The organism is Limnobacter sp., assembly GCF_046297615.1.
Lineage (GTDB): Bacteria > Pseudomonadota > Gammaproteobacteria > Burkholderiales > Burkholderiaceae_B > Limnobacter.
Genome location: NZ_JBKBHM010000001.1, coordinates 757,879 through 773,788 on the forward strand (window position 1 = coordinate 757,879; position 15,910 = coordinate 773,788).

12 protein-coding genes are annotated in these 15,910 nt (G+C 57.7%); 6 read left to right on the forward strand and 6 right to left on the reverse strand.

Annotated elements, in window-relative coordinates; all coding sequences use genetic code 11:
- Positions 1-25 precede the first annotated feature (25 nt).
- A complete protein-coding gene (locus ACK4FF_RS03565) occupies positions 26-511 on the reverse strand; it encodes an NlpC/P60 family protein (RefSeq protein WP_409704664.1) in 486 nt (161 codons plus the stop codon).
- Between the two features lie 87 nt (positions 512-598).
- Positions 599-1,996, reverse strand: coding sequence for a WS/DGAT/MGAT family O-acyltransferase (locus tag ACK4FF_RS03570; RefSeq protein ID WP_409704666.1), 1,398 nt, complete (start codon positions 1,994-1,996; stop codon positions 599-601).
- 120 nt (positions 1,997-2,116) lie between these two features.
- Between ACK4FF_RS03570 and ACK4FF_RS03575 the strand changes: the two genes are divergently transcribed.
- On the forward strand, positions 2,117-2,812 hold the full coding sequence (locus ACK4FF_RS03575; protein ID WP_409704668.1) for a DUF599 domain-containing protein: 696 nt from the start codon (positions 2,117-2,119) through the stop codon (positions 2,810-2,812).
- An 18-nt stretch (positions 2,813-2,830) separates the two neighbouring features.
- Here the strand turns inward: ACK4FF_RS03575 and ACK4FF_RS03580 are convergent, their stop codons facing one another.
- Together ACK4FF_RS03580 and ACK4FF_RS03585 are read right to left on the reverse strand one after the other, a co-directional pair.
- Positions 2,831-3,973 carry a hypothetical protein gene (locus ACK4FF_RS03580; RefSeq protein ID WP_409704670.1) on the reverse strand — a complete coding sequence of 381 codons (1,143 nt, stop codon included), beginning with the start codon at positions 3,971-3,973 and terminating at the stop codon, positions 2,831-2,833.
- A gap of 120 nt (positions 3,974-4,093) precedes the next feature.
- On the reverse strand, positions 4,094-4,705 hold the full coding sequence (locus tag ACK4FF_RS03585) for a TetR/AcrR family transcriptional regulator (protein WP_409704672.1): 612 nt from the start codon (positions 4,703-4,705) through the stop codon (positions 4,094-4,096).
- Positions 4,706-4,811: 106 nt separating this feature from the next.
- Here ACK4FF_RS03585 and ACK4FF_RS03590 point away from each other — a divergent pair, with 106 nt between their 5' ends.
- From ACK4FF_RS03590 to ACK4FF_RS03610, 5 genes are all read left to right on the forward strand, one after another.
- Complete coding sequence (locus tag ACK4FF_RS03590; protein WP_409704674.1) at positions 4,812-5,006, forward strand: type II toxin-antitoxin system VapB family antitoxin; 195 nt, start codon at positions 4,812-4,814, stop codon at positions 5,004-5,006.
- Between the two features lie 8 nt (positions 5,007-5,014).
- On the forward strand, positions 5,015-5,419 hold the full coding sequence (locus tag ACK4FF_RS03595) for a type II toxin-antitoxin system VapC family toxin (protein ID WP_409704676.1): 405 nt from the start codon (positions 5,015-5,017) through the stop codon (positions 5,417-5,419).
- Positions 5,420-5,634: 215 nt separating this feature from the next.
- Positions 5,635-6,840: an acetyl-CoA C-acetyltransferase gene (locus tag ACK4FF_RS03600; protein ID WP_409704678.1), complete on the forward strand. Its 1,206-nt coding sequence runs from the start codon at positions 5,635-5,637 to the stop codon at positions 6,838-6,840.
- A gap of 23 nt (positions 6,841-6,863) precedes the next feature.
- Positions 6,864-9,008 (forward strand): 3-hydroxyacyl-CoA dehydrogenase NAD-binding domain-containing protein, encoded by a 2,145-nt coding sequence (locus ACK4FF_RS03605; RefSeq protein WP_409704680.1) that lies wholly within the window; start codon positions 6,864-6,866, stop codon positions 9,006-9,008.
- Between the two features lie 195 nt (positions 9,009-9,203).
- A complete protein-coding gene (locus ACK4FF_RS03610) occupies positions 9,204-11,540 on the forward strand; it encodes an acyl-CoA dehydrogenase (RefSeq protein WP_409704682.1) in 2,337 nt (778 codons plus the stop codon).
- A 75-nt stretch (positions 11,541-11,615) separates the two neighbouring features.
- Here the strand turns inward: ACK4FF_RS03610 and ACK4FF_RS03615 are convergent, their stop codons facing one another.
- Both ACK4FF_RS03615 and ACK4FF_RS03620 read right to left on the reverse strand, forming a co-directional pair.
- Entirely contained in the window at positions 11,616-12,914 is a 1,299-nt protein-coding gene (locus tag ACK4FF_RS03615) for a hypothetical protein (RefSeq protein ID WP_409704684.1), read from the reverse strand.
- A 60-nt stretch (positions 12,915-12,974) separates the two neighbouring features.
- A complete protein-coding gene (locus ACK4FF_RS03620) occupies positions 12,975-15,875 on the reverse strand; it encodes an ankyrin repeat domain-containing protein (RefSeq protein WP_409704686.1) in 2,901 nt (966 codons plus the stop codon).
- Between the last annotated feature and the right edge of the window lie 35 nt (positions 15,876-15,910).

Genomic DNA, 15,910 nt, shown 5'->3' on the forward strand with positions numbered 1-15,910 from the left:
CGGCGGGGCCAGCAATGGCCCCGATTCACATCAGGCGGCGGGCCAGCAGGAAACGGTGCTTCCAGTAGGCTTCGTTCATGGAGCTGATGGCTACCCCTTCGCGTGCGGACACATGCAGAAAGCGGCCTTTGCCGATGTAGACCGCCACATGGCGTCGGGTTGGGCCTGACCTGAAAAACATCAGGTCGCCAATGCGCAGGCGCTCCAAAGGCACCGAACTGCCCAGCACCATTTGTTCGCGAGAACTGCGCGGCAAGTCAATGCCGAAGTGCTGCGCAAACAGGTTTTGAATGAAGGCGGAACAGTCGATGCCCGCCTCTGAGGTGCCACCTAAACGGTGGCGCGTGCCTTTCCAGTGTTCGTATTGTTCTTCGATGGCTTGGCCAACCTGCATGTCCTCAGCCGATTCCAGCGTGGTTGTGGCGGCGTGGCTGGTGGACCAGGCAAAACCGGACAACGCGATTGCTGCACTGACGGTCCATCTCAGGGGTACTGCAAAAACTTTGCTCATACCGTTGCTCCCTCGGTGCATGCCAAGGCCAAGGCAGGTCCGAGACCAAGCCCGGACATGCACGCGGGGCGCGTTCGTCTACAGGGGTCAGGCGGACTTTCTGTGGCGGGTGCCTTTGGCCATGGCGCTTTGTTCAAGATCAGCCAGTGCGGCTTCCAGAAAGTCCAACATGCGCTGTACTTTCGGGGCTGATTCACGGCAAGCGATGACGCCGAAATCCAGGTTGTCGCAATAACTTTGCACGGTGATGTTCATGGCATATCCATGCCAGATCAACGATGCCGGGTAATTGGCCAACAACTGGGCGCCGTTCAGGTAGCGGGCTTCCCGGGGGCCGGGCACATTGGACACCACTACATTGAACAACACGGGCAGTCTACCATCCAAACCACTGACCTGGCCTGCCAGCAAAGGCAAACTGGTCAGCACGGTGTGGGTGTCGATTTCAACTCGGTTCATCGCGCCCAAACGTGCTTTGGCGTCATTCATACTTTCCTGAATGGCCTCAAGGCGTTTGGCGGCGCTCTTGATGTGAGTTCCCAAGGTGACCTGCACCGCTGAAATGGCGTTGCCCCCTTCATTGGCTTGGTCGTTGGAGCGGATTGACACTGGCACGTTGGCCACCAGTGAATGCTCCGGCAAGGTGGCGTAGCCCAAGAGGTATTCCCGCAAGGCCCCGCCACACATGGCCAACACCACATCATTGAGGGTCGCGTCGTACTGCTTGGCAACGTCCTTTAAGCGGCTAAGCGACCAGCTTTGCGCCGCAAAACGCCGTGCCGGGCGCACCCGTTTGTTCAACACGGTGCTGGGTGCCTTGTAAATGCTTTTCACATGGCTTTCTTTGGGCGTTGCTGCCAGCTTGGCCAGGTTCAGCGCCACATTGCCCATGGCCTTGAACGATTCACCCAGGCTTGGGCCACGGCGGCGTGGGCGTTTTTCGCCAGCCTGCAAGGCTTCCAGTTCTTCCCATTCAGCCGACCACGGTGGGGGAAGGCGGTCGCGGCCGTTCAGGGCCAGGCGGTTTTGAAGCAGGCGCATGGCGGCAACGCCGTCCACCAGGCTGTGGTGAATTTTCACGAACAGGCCGAACCGGTTGCCTTCAATGCCTTCAATCAGGTAGGCCTCCCACAGCGGGTGCGCCCGGTCCATGCGCTGCGCATGAAGGCGAGACACCAGCGCCAGCAGTTCGCGGATGCGCCCCGGGCGGGGCAGGGCAGCGTGTCGGATGTGGTAGTCCATGTCGATGTCGTGGTCCTCCACCCAGCCTGCGTCCAGGTTCATGGGCAAAACACCACTGAGCTTTTTGTTGAATGGGCGGGCCACTTCCCTGACGTTCATCATCCAGGCCAACATGTCTTGCATGAAAGTTTCCGGGGCGTTGTCGGGGGTTTTGTACAGCATCAGGCCACCCACATGCATGGGTGTTTCCGGGGTTTCCATGGTCAACCAGCCGGAATCCAATAGGGCCAGGCGCTTTTTCATGGGATGTCGTCCTCTGTTTTGGTGTGGTTGTTGTCCCATTGATACTGGCGGCGGGGCCGATTGGATGGCGTGGCGCTGTGTCAAAATGATGGGCAACCCGTCACGGAGCCCATTCAAACCATGCAAGCCGCCCAAGTTGCCCTGTCGTTCATGACCCTGCTGGATTGGGTGGCGCTGGTCCTGTTTCTGCTGTGTTTTCGCGGCTATGGGCTGGTGGTGGAGGGTTCGCGCCGTTTTCGTCGCCGTGGTTTAAGCCAGCGCACCCATCAGTTTCGCAGGCGTTGGGCTGCGGCGCTGATTCGACGCAGCAACCGTGTTTCAGACACCGCGTTGCTGGGTAATTTGGTCAACAGCGTGACCTTCTACGCCAACACCACGATCTACATCATTGCCGGTTTATTGGCGCTGCTGGGCACGATGGACCAGTGGATGAATATCACCGCAGATTTGCCGTTTGGCCGCGATGTCAGCCGCGGGCTGATGGAAATCAAGGTGCTGTTGGTTCTGTTGGTGTTTGTAGTGGCCTATTTCAAATTCACCTGGAGCCTGCGCCAATTCAACCTGCTGACCATTTTGGTAGGGGCCGCACCCGAGGGGGCGGCGGAGGGGCACGAGGTGGATGTGGAACGCATGGCGCGTATCAACAGCCTTGCCGGGGATGATTTCAACCGAGGCTTGCGCAGTTATTACTTCGGCATGGCGGCGGTGACGTGGATGATTCACCCCGGCTTTTTACTGGCCTTCACCGCCGTGGTGATGGCGGTCCTGATTCACCGTGATTTTTTCTCGGAAGCGTTGGCGGTGATGTCAAAGTAAAGTGCTTTTCTGGCCGACTCACCACTGAAGTGCCCTGCGTTTTTTGTAGTCCGAGGGGTTGGGGGAAACCGGTTGCATGGCCCGTTCCATCAAGGCTTGTACCGTGGCGTACTCAATGTTTGAGCTTACTGGGCCCAACGGGGTACTCAGCGGGCGTCTCAGGTGAGCCACTGCCGCGAATGCGGATTCCAGGTCCATCGCTTGTTCTGTCGAGTGTCTGTTTAAGTCGCCTTCAGAAATGGCTCCAGCCGCGTGCGCTCTGCTCAGGAAGTACGTGTCGAGTTGTTCTTTGGGCTTGAGGCGCACTTGGGTGTAGTCCTCGTTGAATTCGAGGATGGCATTGGTGTCCAGCTCTTCAGCGAACTCTGATTTGTGCAGCGCCTTCAGATCGTCAATTGCAGCTTGTCGGTAGTCTGAAAACCCATCAGCATCCGGCTTGGGCAACAGGCCTCGGACTCGTTCAACCAGGGTGTCGCTGAGTACCCCCGCAATGGCCTTGGGGGTGACTCGCAGGTCCAATAGCGCGGTGGCCATGTCCCCCAGCATGTGCCCCAGTTCTTTGCTGGCATGCCGGTCCGCAATGGTGTGGGTTCGCCATTGGCCTTGGAGTGCCTGGGCCACAGAACCCCGGTCATGTACCTCCATGGTGTCAGAGGTTTCCAGTGGCCGGCTGTGTCTGATTTCTCGTTCGACCAAAGCCTGTAAATGCTGCTCAACCATGGTGGTTCGGGTGCGCGTCCAAGTGGCCAGCACACCGGGTGCTTGCAGGCCAGCCAGCGCCTGCTGAATGTTGCTGGCTTCCCCGCTTTTGCAGACACCCAAGCCTTCGGCCAGTTCTCGGCAGGCCTCGATTTTTCGGTCCAAGGCGATGCTGGGGTCCTGAAGGCGGGCAGCAAATTCGATGAACAAGGATTGCCCCAGCTTCACGGCGTGTTGATCAGCAGCTTGGGGTGTTTTCTCGCACTGGCTGGCGTAATGCCGGAGTGCCTTCAAGGCTGTTTCGCGCGGTCGTTGTTTGCTGAGGTGAACAACCTGGGTAGTGGGCAGGTGATCCGCAGCGAATTGAACCACTGTGCGCAGGGCATCCTGCAAAGGTTGCCCCCTGGCTGCTTCCGGGTTGCCTGGCTTGCCGATTGGCCCGGTGCCCGGGTCGACAGGCATGTGCAGTCTTGAATTCACATGAATTTCTGGCATGGCTGGCGGTGGCTGTTCTGCGGCCTTGAACAAAACACATACTGTTGAGTAATCCGCAAGCACTGCACAGTTCCCTGTCGGGCTGCATCAGGTTGATTCTGGCGCTTTCAACGCCCCCCACATGATCTTGAACAGCGCATCAAACTGATGAATCAGCGGTTCCGGGTCGCGGCGAACCACGTGCATCTGCACCACCCGCCCCAAAATACCCATGAATACATCCAGCAGCACCTTGCTGGACACCTCGTTGTTCAAAGCCCCCTGGCTTTGGCCATGCTTGAGCAAACCCAGAAATGCGCCCATCAGTTCGGGGCTCTCGTACACCGGCAAATCCAGGTGCCGGCTGGCGGGAATGGACATGGTCAGCAGGAGAATCACCTTGGGGTGGCGGTCAAAGTAGTCCAGCATCACCCACATGGTTTTGCGCAGCCGTTCACGGAAGTCTTCGATGCCCTCAAGGTGGTCAATCATGCGCATGGCCAATCGGCGCAGGCTGCTGTCCAGCACGAAGGTCACCAGTTGTTCCTTGCTGCCGAAGTATTTGTAGATGGTTTGCAGGCTGACATGCGCTTCGCGCGCCACGTCAATCAGCGCCACGCTGTTGAAGTCTGCCCCGGTGAACAGGGTCATCACGGCTTGCTCCACGCGGTCCAGCGTGGCTTTGCGCATCAGTCTTGGGTCGGCTTGGCGTTCGTTCATTCGGGCATTCTAGCGCACTGGCACGGGCCAGACCGAACCCCGCTTTTGCGGGCTTGGGTGTGCACGCCTATCATCACTTGATGTCCGTTTTGATGATGAATAAGCCGTGCGAACCACAGTCAACCTCGATGACCAACTGCTCAAGCAGGCCGGCGAACTCAGCGGTGTGAAGGAACGCACCGAGCTGTTGCGCGAGGCCCTGCGTGCCTTGATTCAACGCGAGAGTGCGAGGCGGCTGGCCACGTTGGGCGGCACTGAGCCCCGGCTGCAACCGGTGCCACGCCGGGGGTACAAGGCATGAGGGTGCTGGTGGACACCTCTGTGTGGATGGACCATTTTCACACCAGTGACGCCCAACTGGTGCACCTGCTTCAGCACGATGAAGTGTTGACCCACCCGTGTGTGCTCGGAGAGCTGGCGTTGGCTGGGCTGCAAGGGCACGTCATCATCATGTCGATGATGGCCAGCCTTGAGCACGGTTTTGTGGCCACCCACGATGAAGTGATGCAGATGATCGAGCTTCGCAAGTTGTACGGCCGTGGCTTGGGTTATGTGCAGGCGCATTTGCTGGCTTCGGCCTTGCTCACCCCGGGCGCCATGCTGTGGACACGTGACCCAAGCTTTCGTGCTTTGGTGCAGGAACTTGGGCTTGAGCCACCCTTGTCGCCATCGCCTTTTTTGCAGGAGCGCACCGAGGGTTATCGCCAAGCCTGAGGCCGTTTTTCTTGATTGTGGTGTTTGTCTTCCTGCTGCAAAACTTCCACCAACCGTTTGATTGGTAATCTGGATTACCAAATCAATAGAGTTCACCCTCTAAACCCCGAAGTCGGGTTGATTGTGCGTTTGCACAATGCCATTCTGGACCGCGAAGAATTCGCTTCAAAAGCGGTAATCGTTGTTACCGCTACACAATAATCCAGGAGGCACTGATGCCATCGGCACTGATTTTTGATGCAGTAAGGACCCCTCGAGGCAAGGGCAAGAAAGACGGAAGTCTGCACGGCGTAACCCCCGTGTGGCTGTTGAACAACCTGTTCACGGCGCTGCGTGACCGCAATTCGCTGGACACCAGCCTGGTGGACGACGTGGTGCTGGGCTGTGTAACCCCCGTGGGCGAGCAAGGTGCCGACGTGGCCCGCACCGCAGTGCTGGACGCTGGTTGGGCCCAAACCGTGGCCGGTGTGACCCAGAGCCGCTTCTGCGCCTCGGGCCTTGAATCGGTGAACCTGGCTGCCGCCAAAGTGGGCAGTGGCATGGAAGACATGGTGGTGGCCGGTGGCGTAGAAAGCATGAGCCGTTGGGCCATGGGCAGCGACGGTGGTGCCTGGTTCATGGACCCCCGCATCAACAACAAACTGGGTTTTGTGCCACAGGGCATTTCCGCTGACCTGATTGCAACGCTGGAAGGCTTCTCCCGTGCAGACGTGGACGCCTACGCCGTTGAAAGCCAGCGCCGCGCCGCCAAGGCCCAGGCCGAAGGCCGTTTCAACAAAAGCCGTGTGCCTGTGAAGGACATCAACGGCATGGTGGTCTTGGACCACGACGAATTCATCCGTGGCAACGCCACCGTGGAAGCGCTGGCCAGCCTGCAACCCTCATTCGCCATGATGGGCCAAATGGGCTTTGACGCCACAGCCCTGCGCAAGTACACCACCGTGGAATCCATCAACCACGTACACCATGCAGGTAACAGCTCCGGCATCGTGGACGGTGCCGCTTTGGTGTTGGTGGGTTCTGAAGCCGCAGGCAAGGCTGCGGGCTTGAAGCCGCGCGCCCGCATTCGCGCTGGTGCGGTCATTGGGTCCGAGCCCACCATCATGCTGACTGGCCCCACGCCCGCCTGCGAAAAGGCCTTGAAAAAGGCCGGTCTGAAGGCTTCCGACATTGACCTGTGGGAAATCAATGAAGCCTTCGCGGTGGTGCCCATGCAGACTGCCCGCAACCTGGGTGTCAGCCTGGACCGCGTGAACGTCAACGGCGGCTCCATCGCCATGGGTCACCCACTGGGTGCCACAGGCGCCATCATTCTCGGCACCTTGCTCGATGAGCTTGAGCGGCAAGACAAAACCCTGGGCTGTGCCACGCTGTGCGTGGGCGGCGGCATGGGTATTGCCACCATCATCGAACGCATCTGAACACAGGCCGAAGGAGAACACACATGAGTGCAGTGAAATTTGAACTCGGTCAGGACGGCGTTGCAGTGGTGACACTGGACATGCCTGGCCGTTCCATGAATGTATTGAACGAAGAACTGATGGGCCCTTTTTCCGAGGTGCTCACCCAGATTGAAACTGACGCCGCAGTCAAAGGCGTGGTGCTGACCTCGGGCAAGCCAGAATTCTTGGCCGGTGCCGACCTGGACAAGGTGTACGCCATCACCAAGCCTGAAGAGGCCTACGAGCTTGCCGAGGCATTCAAGAGCCTGTTGCGCCGCATGGAAAAATGCGAGAAGCCCATTGTGTGTGCCCTGAACGGCACCGCATTGGGTGGCGGACTGGAACTGGCCATGGCCTGTAACCACCGCGTGGCCTTGAACAACCCCAAAGCCAAATTCGGTTTGCCTGAAGTGAAGCTGGGCCTGTTGCCCGGTGGTGGCGGTACACAACGCCTGCCCCGCATGATCGGTATTCAGGGCGCTTTGGAAATGATGACCCAGGGTGGCGAACTGCGCGTGGAGCAGGCCGTCAAGAAAGGCATCATTCAGGAAACAGCCGACACCGTTGAAGAGATGATTGCCAAGGCCCGCGCGTGGTGCGTGGCCAACCCCAAAGCCGTTCAGCCTTGGGACCAAAAAGGCTTCAAATTCCCCGGTGGCGATTCCAAGCACCCGGCGATTGCGCAGGTGTGGGCGATTGGCCCCTCCATGGCCAACCAAAAAGCCTTTGGCAATTACCCCGCCATTGGCCACATCATGAGCTGCGTGTTTGAAGGCGGTTTGACCGACATCGACACTGGCCTGGAAGTGGAAAGCCGTTACTTCGCTGCCTGCGTGTTGTCGCAGGAAAGCAAGAACATGATGAACACCCTGTGGTACCAGCTCAACGCCATCAAGAAAGGCCAGAGCCGCCCACAAGGCCCTGCAAAAAGTACGGTCAAGAAAATCGGCGTGCTGGGCGCGGGCATGATGGGTGCGGGCATTGCCTATGTGTCCGCCAAGGTGGGCATTGAGGTTGTGCTGATCGACGCCACTCAGGAATCGGCCGAGAAGGGCAAGGCATACTCCACCAACCTGCTGGACAAAGCCATTGCCAAGCGCAAGAGCACCCCTGAGAAAAAAGAGAAGCTGCTGAGCCTGATCACCCCCACCACTGATTACAGCTTGCTGGAAGGTGCGGACCTGGTGATTGAAGCCGTGTTTGAAGACCGCGGTGTGAAAGCCGACGTCACAGCCAAGGCTGAAGCAGTAATTCCTGCGTCTGCCGTGTTTGCCTCCAACACCTCGACCCTGCCCATCACCGGCTTGGCCGAGGCGTCCAAGCGCCCCAACCAGTTCATTGGCCTGCACTTCTTCAGCCCCGTGGACAAAATGCCGCTGGTTGAAATCATCTGCGGCAAGCAGACTGACGACGATACCCTGGCCAAGGGCTTTGACTATGTGCTGCAAATCGGCAAAACACCGATTGTGGTCAACGACAGCCGTGGCTTCTTCACCAGCCGTGTGTTTGGCACTTACCTGATGGAAGGTGCCGCCATGGTGGCAGAGGGTGTACACCCACGTTCCATCGAAATGGCGGGTCTGGAATCGGGCATGCCCATGCCACCCTTGGCCATTCACGATGAAGTCAGCTTGTCGCTCTCTATCCTGATCGAAAACCAGACCCGCAAGGACATGGAAGCCGCTGGCCAGAAATTCCCGGAACATCCAGGTTCCCGCGTGATGCGTGTGGTGGCTGAAAAGCATGGCCGCATCGGCAAGAAAGACGGCAAGGGTTACTACGACTACACCCCCACCGGCAAAACCTTGTGGCCCGGTTTGGCCCAGGAATTCCCCTTGGCCAAGGAGCAACCCTCCGCCCAGGAAATTCAGGACCGCCTGATGTACATCCAGGCCAATGAAGCCGCCAAGTGCTTGGGCGAGAAGGTGCTGCGCACTGTGGCCGATGGCAACATCGGGTCGATTTTTGGTTTGGGCTTTGCCCCGTACACCGGCGGTATGTTGCAGTTCATCAATGCGGTGGGCGTGGCCAAGTTTGTGGCCCGTTGCGATGAATTGGCCGCCAAATACGGTGAACGCTTCCAGCCTGCGCCTATACTGCGTGAGCTGGCGGCCCAAGGCAAGAAACTGGAGGATGTCAGCGCTTAACTGCGCGCGGTTTGCCTGCACAGCAGTGGCCTGCAAAGCCACTGTTTGTGCGGTGCAGCACCGTTGGGTGTAGAGGTGTACACCCACACAAAAATTTTTTTGCAGTGCATGTTACTGGTGTGTAACATCAAACAGTTCAAGATTCAGTTCGCCTGACCTTCCGTCACGCGGACCTTTTCCCACAGGAGCAGTACCATGGTATTCAAAGCCGTCATGAATGGCCTGATCAAGGCCAAGGCCATGCCTCAGATTTCCGCCACAGAACGTCAGGCCCTTGAAGCCGGTACTGTGTGGATCGACGGGCAGGTTTTTTCCGGCAAACCCGATTTTTCCAAAATTTTTGCCGAGCCCTACAGCAAGCTGAGCCCACGTGAACGCGAATTCGTGGACGGCCCGGTTCAGGAACTGTGCGCCATGGTGGACCCTCACGAAGTGGCCACCACACGCGTCATTCCCCAAAAGGCCATCGACTTCATGGCGCAGAAAGGGTTCTATTCCTTTCTGATTCCCCAAGCCTATGGTGGTTTGGAGTTCTCCGCCAACGCCATCTCCACCATCATGGCGATGCTGACCTCCTACAGCCCTTTGCTGTCGACCTTGGTGGTGATCCCCAACAGCCTGGGTGCTGCTGAGCTGATCAAGCACTACGGCACACAGGCCCAGAAAGACCACTACCTGCCCCGCTTGGCCAATGGCCACTACCTGCCCTGCTTCGGCTTGACCGAGCCCACCGCAGGTTCTGACGCCGCGTCCATTCTGGCCCGTGGTGTGGCCTTCAAAAACGCCGAAGGCAAAGTGCAGATCAAGCTGAACTTCCGCAAGCGCTACATCACTTTGGCCCCTGTGGCCAACCTGATTTCCGTGGCCTTCAAGCTGCAAGACCCACAAAACCTGCTGGGCAAGGGCGAGGATGCGGGCATTACCGTGGCCTTGGTGCACCGTGGCACCCCAGGCCTGGAAATGGGCAAACACCACCAGCCCATTGGCGACGCGTTCTACAACGGCCCCATTGTGGGTAAAGACGTGGTGGTGGATGCCGATGAAATCATCGGTGGCCCGGAGTACGCAGGCCAAGGCTGGCGCATGCTGATGGAACAATTGGCCGGTGGCCGTGCAGTGTCCCTGCCTGCCGGTGCTGTGGGTGGCCTGCGTGCAGCGGCTGCTGCGTCTGGTGCCTACGCCAAGGTGCGTCAGCAGTTCGGCATGCCGATTGCTGAAATGGAAGGCATTCAGGAAAAGCTGGCCGAGATCAATGCCATGGCCTACCTGGCCGAAGGCTCACGCATTTTTGCATTGAGCGCGTTGGACAATGGCGAGCAGCCACCCGTGGTGTCCGCAGTGTGGAAAGCCTATCTCACCGAGCTGTCCCGCGAGCAAGTGAAAAACGCCATGGACGTGATGGCGGGTGCCGGCGTGATGCAAGGCCCCAACAACATCATTGGCCGTGGTTACTGTTCCGCCCCGGTGGCCATCACCGTGGAAGGCGCGAACATCATGACCCGCTCGCTGATCACGTTTGGTCAGGGTGCGGTGCGTTGCCACCCCTACGCCTTCAACATTGCCAATGCATTGGAAGCCAACGACCTGGCCACCTTCAGCAAAAGCCTGAAGGGCTGGATCGGCCACATGGTGGTGAACACCGGCCGCTTGATCGGCATGAACCTGACACGTGGCGCCTTCGCCACTGTGCCTCAGATCGACGGTGTAACGCCTTACCTGAAGAAGCTGGCTTGGGCGTCCACCCGCTATGCCTACCTCACCGACATGGCGCTGATCAATGTGGGTGGCAAGTTGAAAGCCCGTCAACAACTGACCGGCCACTTCGCCGATGCACTGGCCTGGCAACTGATGGCCATTTCCACCGTGCGCCGTTACGTGGCTGAAGGTGAAATCAAGGAAGACCTGCCCTTGGTGCAGTACGCCCTGGAGTATTCGCTGGAGAAAGTGCAGCGTGCGTTTGAGTCCATCTACGCCAACTTCGGGGACAACCTGCTGGGCAAGTGGATGCGCACTGTGGGTTACTTCACCCTGCGCATCAGCCCGTTGACTGGCGCACGCCGTGACCGCTTGGTGCCTGTGGTGGCCAAGGTGACCACCAAGTCGGATGCGCAAACAGCGCGCCTGCTGGGTGACCTGCCCCTGCCCAAGATTGACCTGGCCGAGCTGGACAGCGATGAAGTGCTGGCCAACACCCGTGGCGTAAAACGCCTGATGGCGGCCTTCCAGGCCACCTTGCAGGCCGATGTGGTGCAAGCCAAAATCATTCAGGCCCGCCGTGCCAAGCAACTGGACAAGGGCAGTGTGCAGGAAATGGCCCAACAGGCCTTGGCCAAAGGCATCATCAGCGCGGCTGACAAAGCCCTGCTGGACCGCGCCAACCGCCTCAGCCTGGAAGCCATCATGGTGGACGAGTTCACGCCAGCGCAATTCTTTGGCAAGGAAGGCGTGACTTATGCACCGGGCTTTGAATGCGCCAATGTGCCCAACGTGCCCCATGGTGCACCGGTGGAGAAGCTGCGCGTAGTGGCCTAACCCCCGAAGTGCGGTAATGGAAAGCCAGGCTCATGCAATGAGCCTGGCTTTTTTTGTTTCGTACTAAACGGGTGACTAACTGCTTGCTTGTGCTTGATGGGCTTCCAGAGCCTCACGAACCCAAGGCCAGGATTCAACCAACACAGGCTGGAGTGAATGGTTTTCGCACATTCTTGATACCCCTTCCATGCCCTTGGTTTTGATTTCGTTGGGCCAATCGAATCGGTGGTTTATGCCGCTGCTGTAGACCTTGCTAGTGCGTGTATTCGGATTAAACCAATTTCGGAGTTCGACTGTCTTCACATGGTAAGTGCCCGCTCTACCCAAAGCGGCGCAAAGCGCATCATTCCTTGTCTCTGTCGAAACTATGTCCAGGATCAATGTCAAGTTTTGAACGTTGGGTGGTAACTTATGCAAATTGACCAAACGCGGATTTGGTAACCCCCCTAACATCAGTGAAAGGGTTCGAAGGCTCTCCGGGTATTGTTTGGGAGCAGTGAACCGTGTTCCCTTTGGGCAAGTGGGCGGCACACGGACCATCAATGTCTCAACACCAGCGGGAATTTTCAGTGTGCTCTCACACTTTGCATTGAAGGAGTCCGTTAATTGAACGTTCAGTGTTTTAAGTACACTGTGTTCAGTTGGCTCGTTGTCTAACTGATAGGGCAGGGGAAGTTGCAAATCAAGTGAATTGAAATTCTCCTGTATTGCAGCGGGCAGGGTCCATTGAGGTGAGTCGTCAGCCGCTACTTCACCTGCTAGTAGGGTAGCGGGCAGGCTTGTATACTTAAGATCCAGATTCAATTGTGCGCCGAGTTCTGCGAACTCGAATAGACGTAAGCGACGCATGGTTTCCAAGGTTTTTTCACCGCTGTTCATGGTGTCGAACTTGAGCGAAAAGCGCCAGATGTCATCGGCACCCTTTCGCCGATAGAGGCCAGTCACTTCGACATAACCCTGTTCGTTTGAAAGCCTAATGTTTTCGGCTTTGTCGGGCTTAGCGCGCAGTCTTGTATGCCAGTTGTTGATCTGCTCATTCAACACCTCAGCTTTATTCAAACGTAACGCTTGACGTTTAGCGTTCTTTGCAGCTTCAATCTTTGCTCTGCACTCCATTTGATGCTGCGCCAGATCTGGGTTGTCAACCCACAGATCGATCAATCTTTTTTCCTCAGTTGGCCCGTTACCCCGCGGTACTGTGACAACTGAGGTACTCGTGCCAGTTGCTGCGATCACCAACTCTCGGCCTAGCTGTTCGGCGCCCTCGAGAATGCGTGATGGTACGCGAGGCTTCTTTAAGTTATCCGCAGTGGTTTGATCGGTGGAATCTGACGCTTGTGATCGTTCAGAGAGGGAGGGGGCGATTCGTTTCACAATTACAACTCCATGTCCTGGCAAAAATGGTAGAAAGGTTTCTGTGTGAGGCCAGCGTGGTCAAGTTGCTTGGCGGCGTCCTACCATGCCTGGCCGACGACCTTTGTAGTCGAGCGTGCTGGAAATGGCGCCATGCTCGATGAGCAGTGAAACCACGCTGTATCGAATAGAGCGGTGGGCGATTCGGTGGGCGAGGTGCAGGGCCGTTTTGCCCACATGATTGAAACCACATCGTTGGTTCACATCGGCACCCGCCTCGATCAGTGCTTGAATGCGTGTTTTTGCATATTGGTATTCCGGGGTATGTAAGGCCCCTTCTGCACCCACCGAGGCTGGGGGGATTGGTATCTCAAGAATGGCGCGGTGCAGGGGTGCGTAGCCGTCATCGTCCAATGCGTTCAAACCGCCTTGGTGGGAATAAAACCGAACGGCCTGAGACACCAAGCCCCAGCGCAGCGCGACTTGCAGGGCTGTTTGTCTGTTGTTGTTGGCTGTGAGCGCTGCGCCAAATTGCAACAGCACCGAGACCATCTCAGCCTGCTGGTTGTAGATGGCGTTGTGCAAAAGCGTGTCGCCGTTGTTGGTGGTGATGGATGGGGAGGCACCCGACTCAAGCCATAGACGCATCAGTGCGGCAGACCCATTGATGCTGGTTGCCTGCATGATTTCGGCAGTCATGCCTTCAATGGGCAATCCGAGGTTCAGCAAGGTGGTGGCCAGACTTAAGGAGGTGCTTTGATACTGCACACTGTCATCGCCAACCCAGTGCCTCAGTTCTTGCCATGCTTGAGCGGTGTCCTCTGCGGTCCATTCCATCGTGGGGCCTGGCAGCAAGGTGCGGATTGCCTGGGGTTTGCCGCAATGAATCAGTTTGTATAGGGTTGGTTTTTTCATCGCTTCGGTGATGCTACCCACCGGTGCAGTCGCCAGAATGGTGTTCAGTAAAGTTTGGGTGTCGCTGTCGCCCAGTTCTGTGCCCGCGATGCTTTCTAGGTATTTTGCGAGGGTCTCAGGCTCGAGTCGGCTTTGTTCGCCCACGTGGTTAGCGGGCTCGTTGACCAATTGATTGACCAACAACCGAACCACAGGTGTTGACGCGTTTGGAAACTCATGCAGCCGGCTGAGAAGTGCGGCTGCAAAGAATTCAGCGCTGGGGTACGCTGACTGAAGATTGGTGAGGTATTCCGTGTCGGCCTGAACCATGGCCTTGTGGAGCGAACTCTGCAGCAGTGAGCTTGCCGGCAGAATATGGTCAAGTACCGCGCGGTACAACACAGGGCTGATGCGGCACCGGCCCAGTTCCATGGTGCCTTCGTTCAATAAGGCCAAGCCAAGGCACAGCACTTTAGTGCTCGGCTCCCCGTGTTGGCTTTCAAAGAAATCGAAGCTTTCGTCAAGCACACCCGGTTTACGCAGTGCATGGCTCAGCGCGGACATACCGAGTTGACTGGCCGCCGGATGCATGACCCAGCTGGCCAGTGAACGCGGGGTTAGCCCGCGTTCAAGTGCGTTGATCACTGGCTGAATGGCTTCCAGCACCTCGCCCATCTGACCCAGCGTGCACCACAGCGAGGCCCTCTGTTCCATGGGTGTCAACTGCAGAAAAGTTTGCCGGTCGTGCGTGGGCAGGTTGTTGTCCGCTTTGGCCAAGATGGCTTCATGGATCAATTGCAGGCCCATTCCTTCCGTCTGATTTGCGTTAAGAATTCGCAGTAAGGCTGGTTCAAACAGGTCATCCCACACGATGGGTTCGGGCTGCTGGTCTATTACGATAGTCTTGGCTTTCCACACCAAAGCATCGTTATGTATCAAGTGTGTGGTGTCCGCCCCGTGTCCAGCCCAGTACGTCAATTTGAGGGGTGGTGGCCAGTGTGGTTGATGGTTGCCTGCGAGTGTTTGTATGCGTTCAAGCAGGTGAAGACTCAGTTGCAAAGGGTGGGTGACCAGGCTTGTCGGTTGATGGTCTTGATCAAACACGCACACTTGCGTGGGGTGCAGTGGCCCCCATGCGCCGTCCAAGGCATTCAGGGATACCACCAGTTGCGGGTAGGAAATCGGCTGCCCGGCAGCCTGACCGGCTGCAATGTGGTGCAGCATGTGTTCGGCCGTGCGACAGGCCAAGCCAGCAGCGCTCAAACAACGGTTCAGGGCCACAGTCAATTGCGGTAAATGGGCTTGCACATCCCGAACGTAGTCGCTTGAGGCGTACCGGTCCTCGATGCTTGGCAGTTGATAACGGTCGGCCAGATGGTTCTGCAGTGCAGCCACCATGTGAATCTCATTGAATTCGAAGTTGGCCGCTCTGTACTGGTGTCGTTGAACGAACTGAAGGATTAGTTGACGGGCCAGTTGCAGCCGCATGTCCTGAAGCAGGGTGCTTAGGTTGGGTGGGTCCAGAAGGGCCATCAGCCGCGTGTGGGTGTCGGCCACGTTGCTGATGACGCCAGGCCCACAGACATCCACCTGATTGGACAGTTCATCGATCAGAGGGCGCAACGCATCCCGCCATTCAGCCGCCTCTGTGGCGTTGGTGTTGTTCAGTAGCCCTGCCGCACGCGCCATTCGACGCAATTGTGTAGCGCTCTCCAAAAACAGTTGCGGCAAGTCGATGTCGAACTGTTCACTTTCCACCGGCCCATGGGCCATGCCCATACGCAGCGCCAACCGGTGCCACGCTGATGTGGCGAACGGGGCATTGAGGTTGTGAAAATCATGGAGTGTGTTGAGCGCCATGAGAACCTGGCCTCGGTATTGGTCATAGCCTGTCCACCTCGGCAGGTATCGGGCGGGTGTAACCGCTTGCCCCCCTGCTGAGGGCGGTGCCTGGGGTAGGGTCGGTGATGCAATCTCATCCATGGCCCGCAGGCAACGCTGCGGCAAGGGAAGGTCAGCGTGTGGGTCAACAACGGGCGCTGGGCAGTTGATGGTTGATGGGGTGAGGCAGGGAATTGAGAAGCGCATGGTGTCTGTTTGTCGGGGCGGTTGCTTGAGTGAAC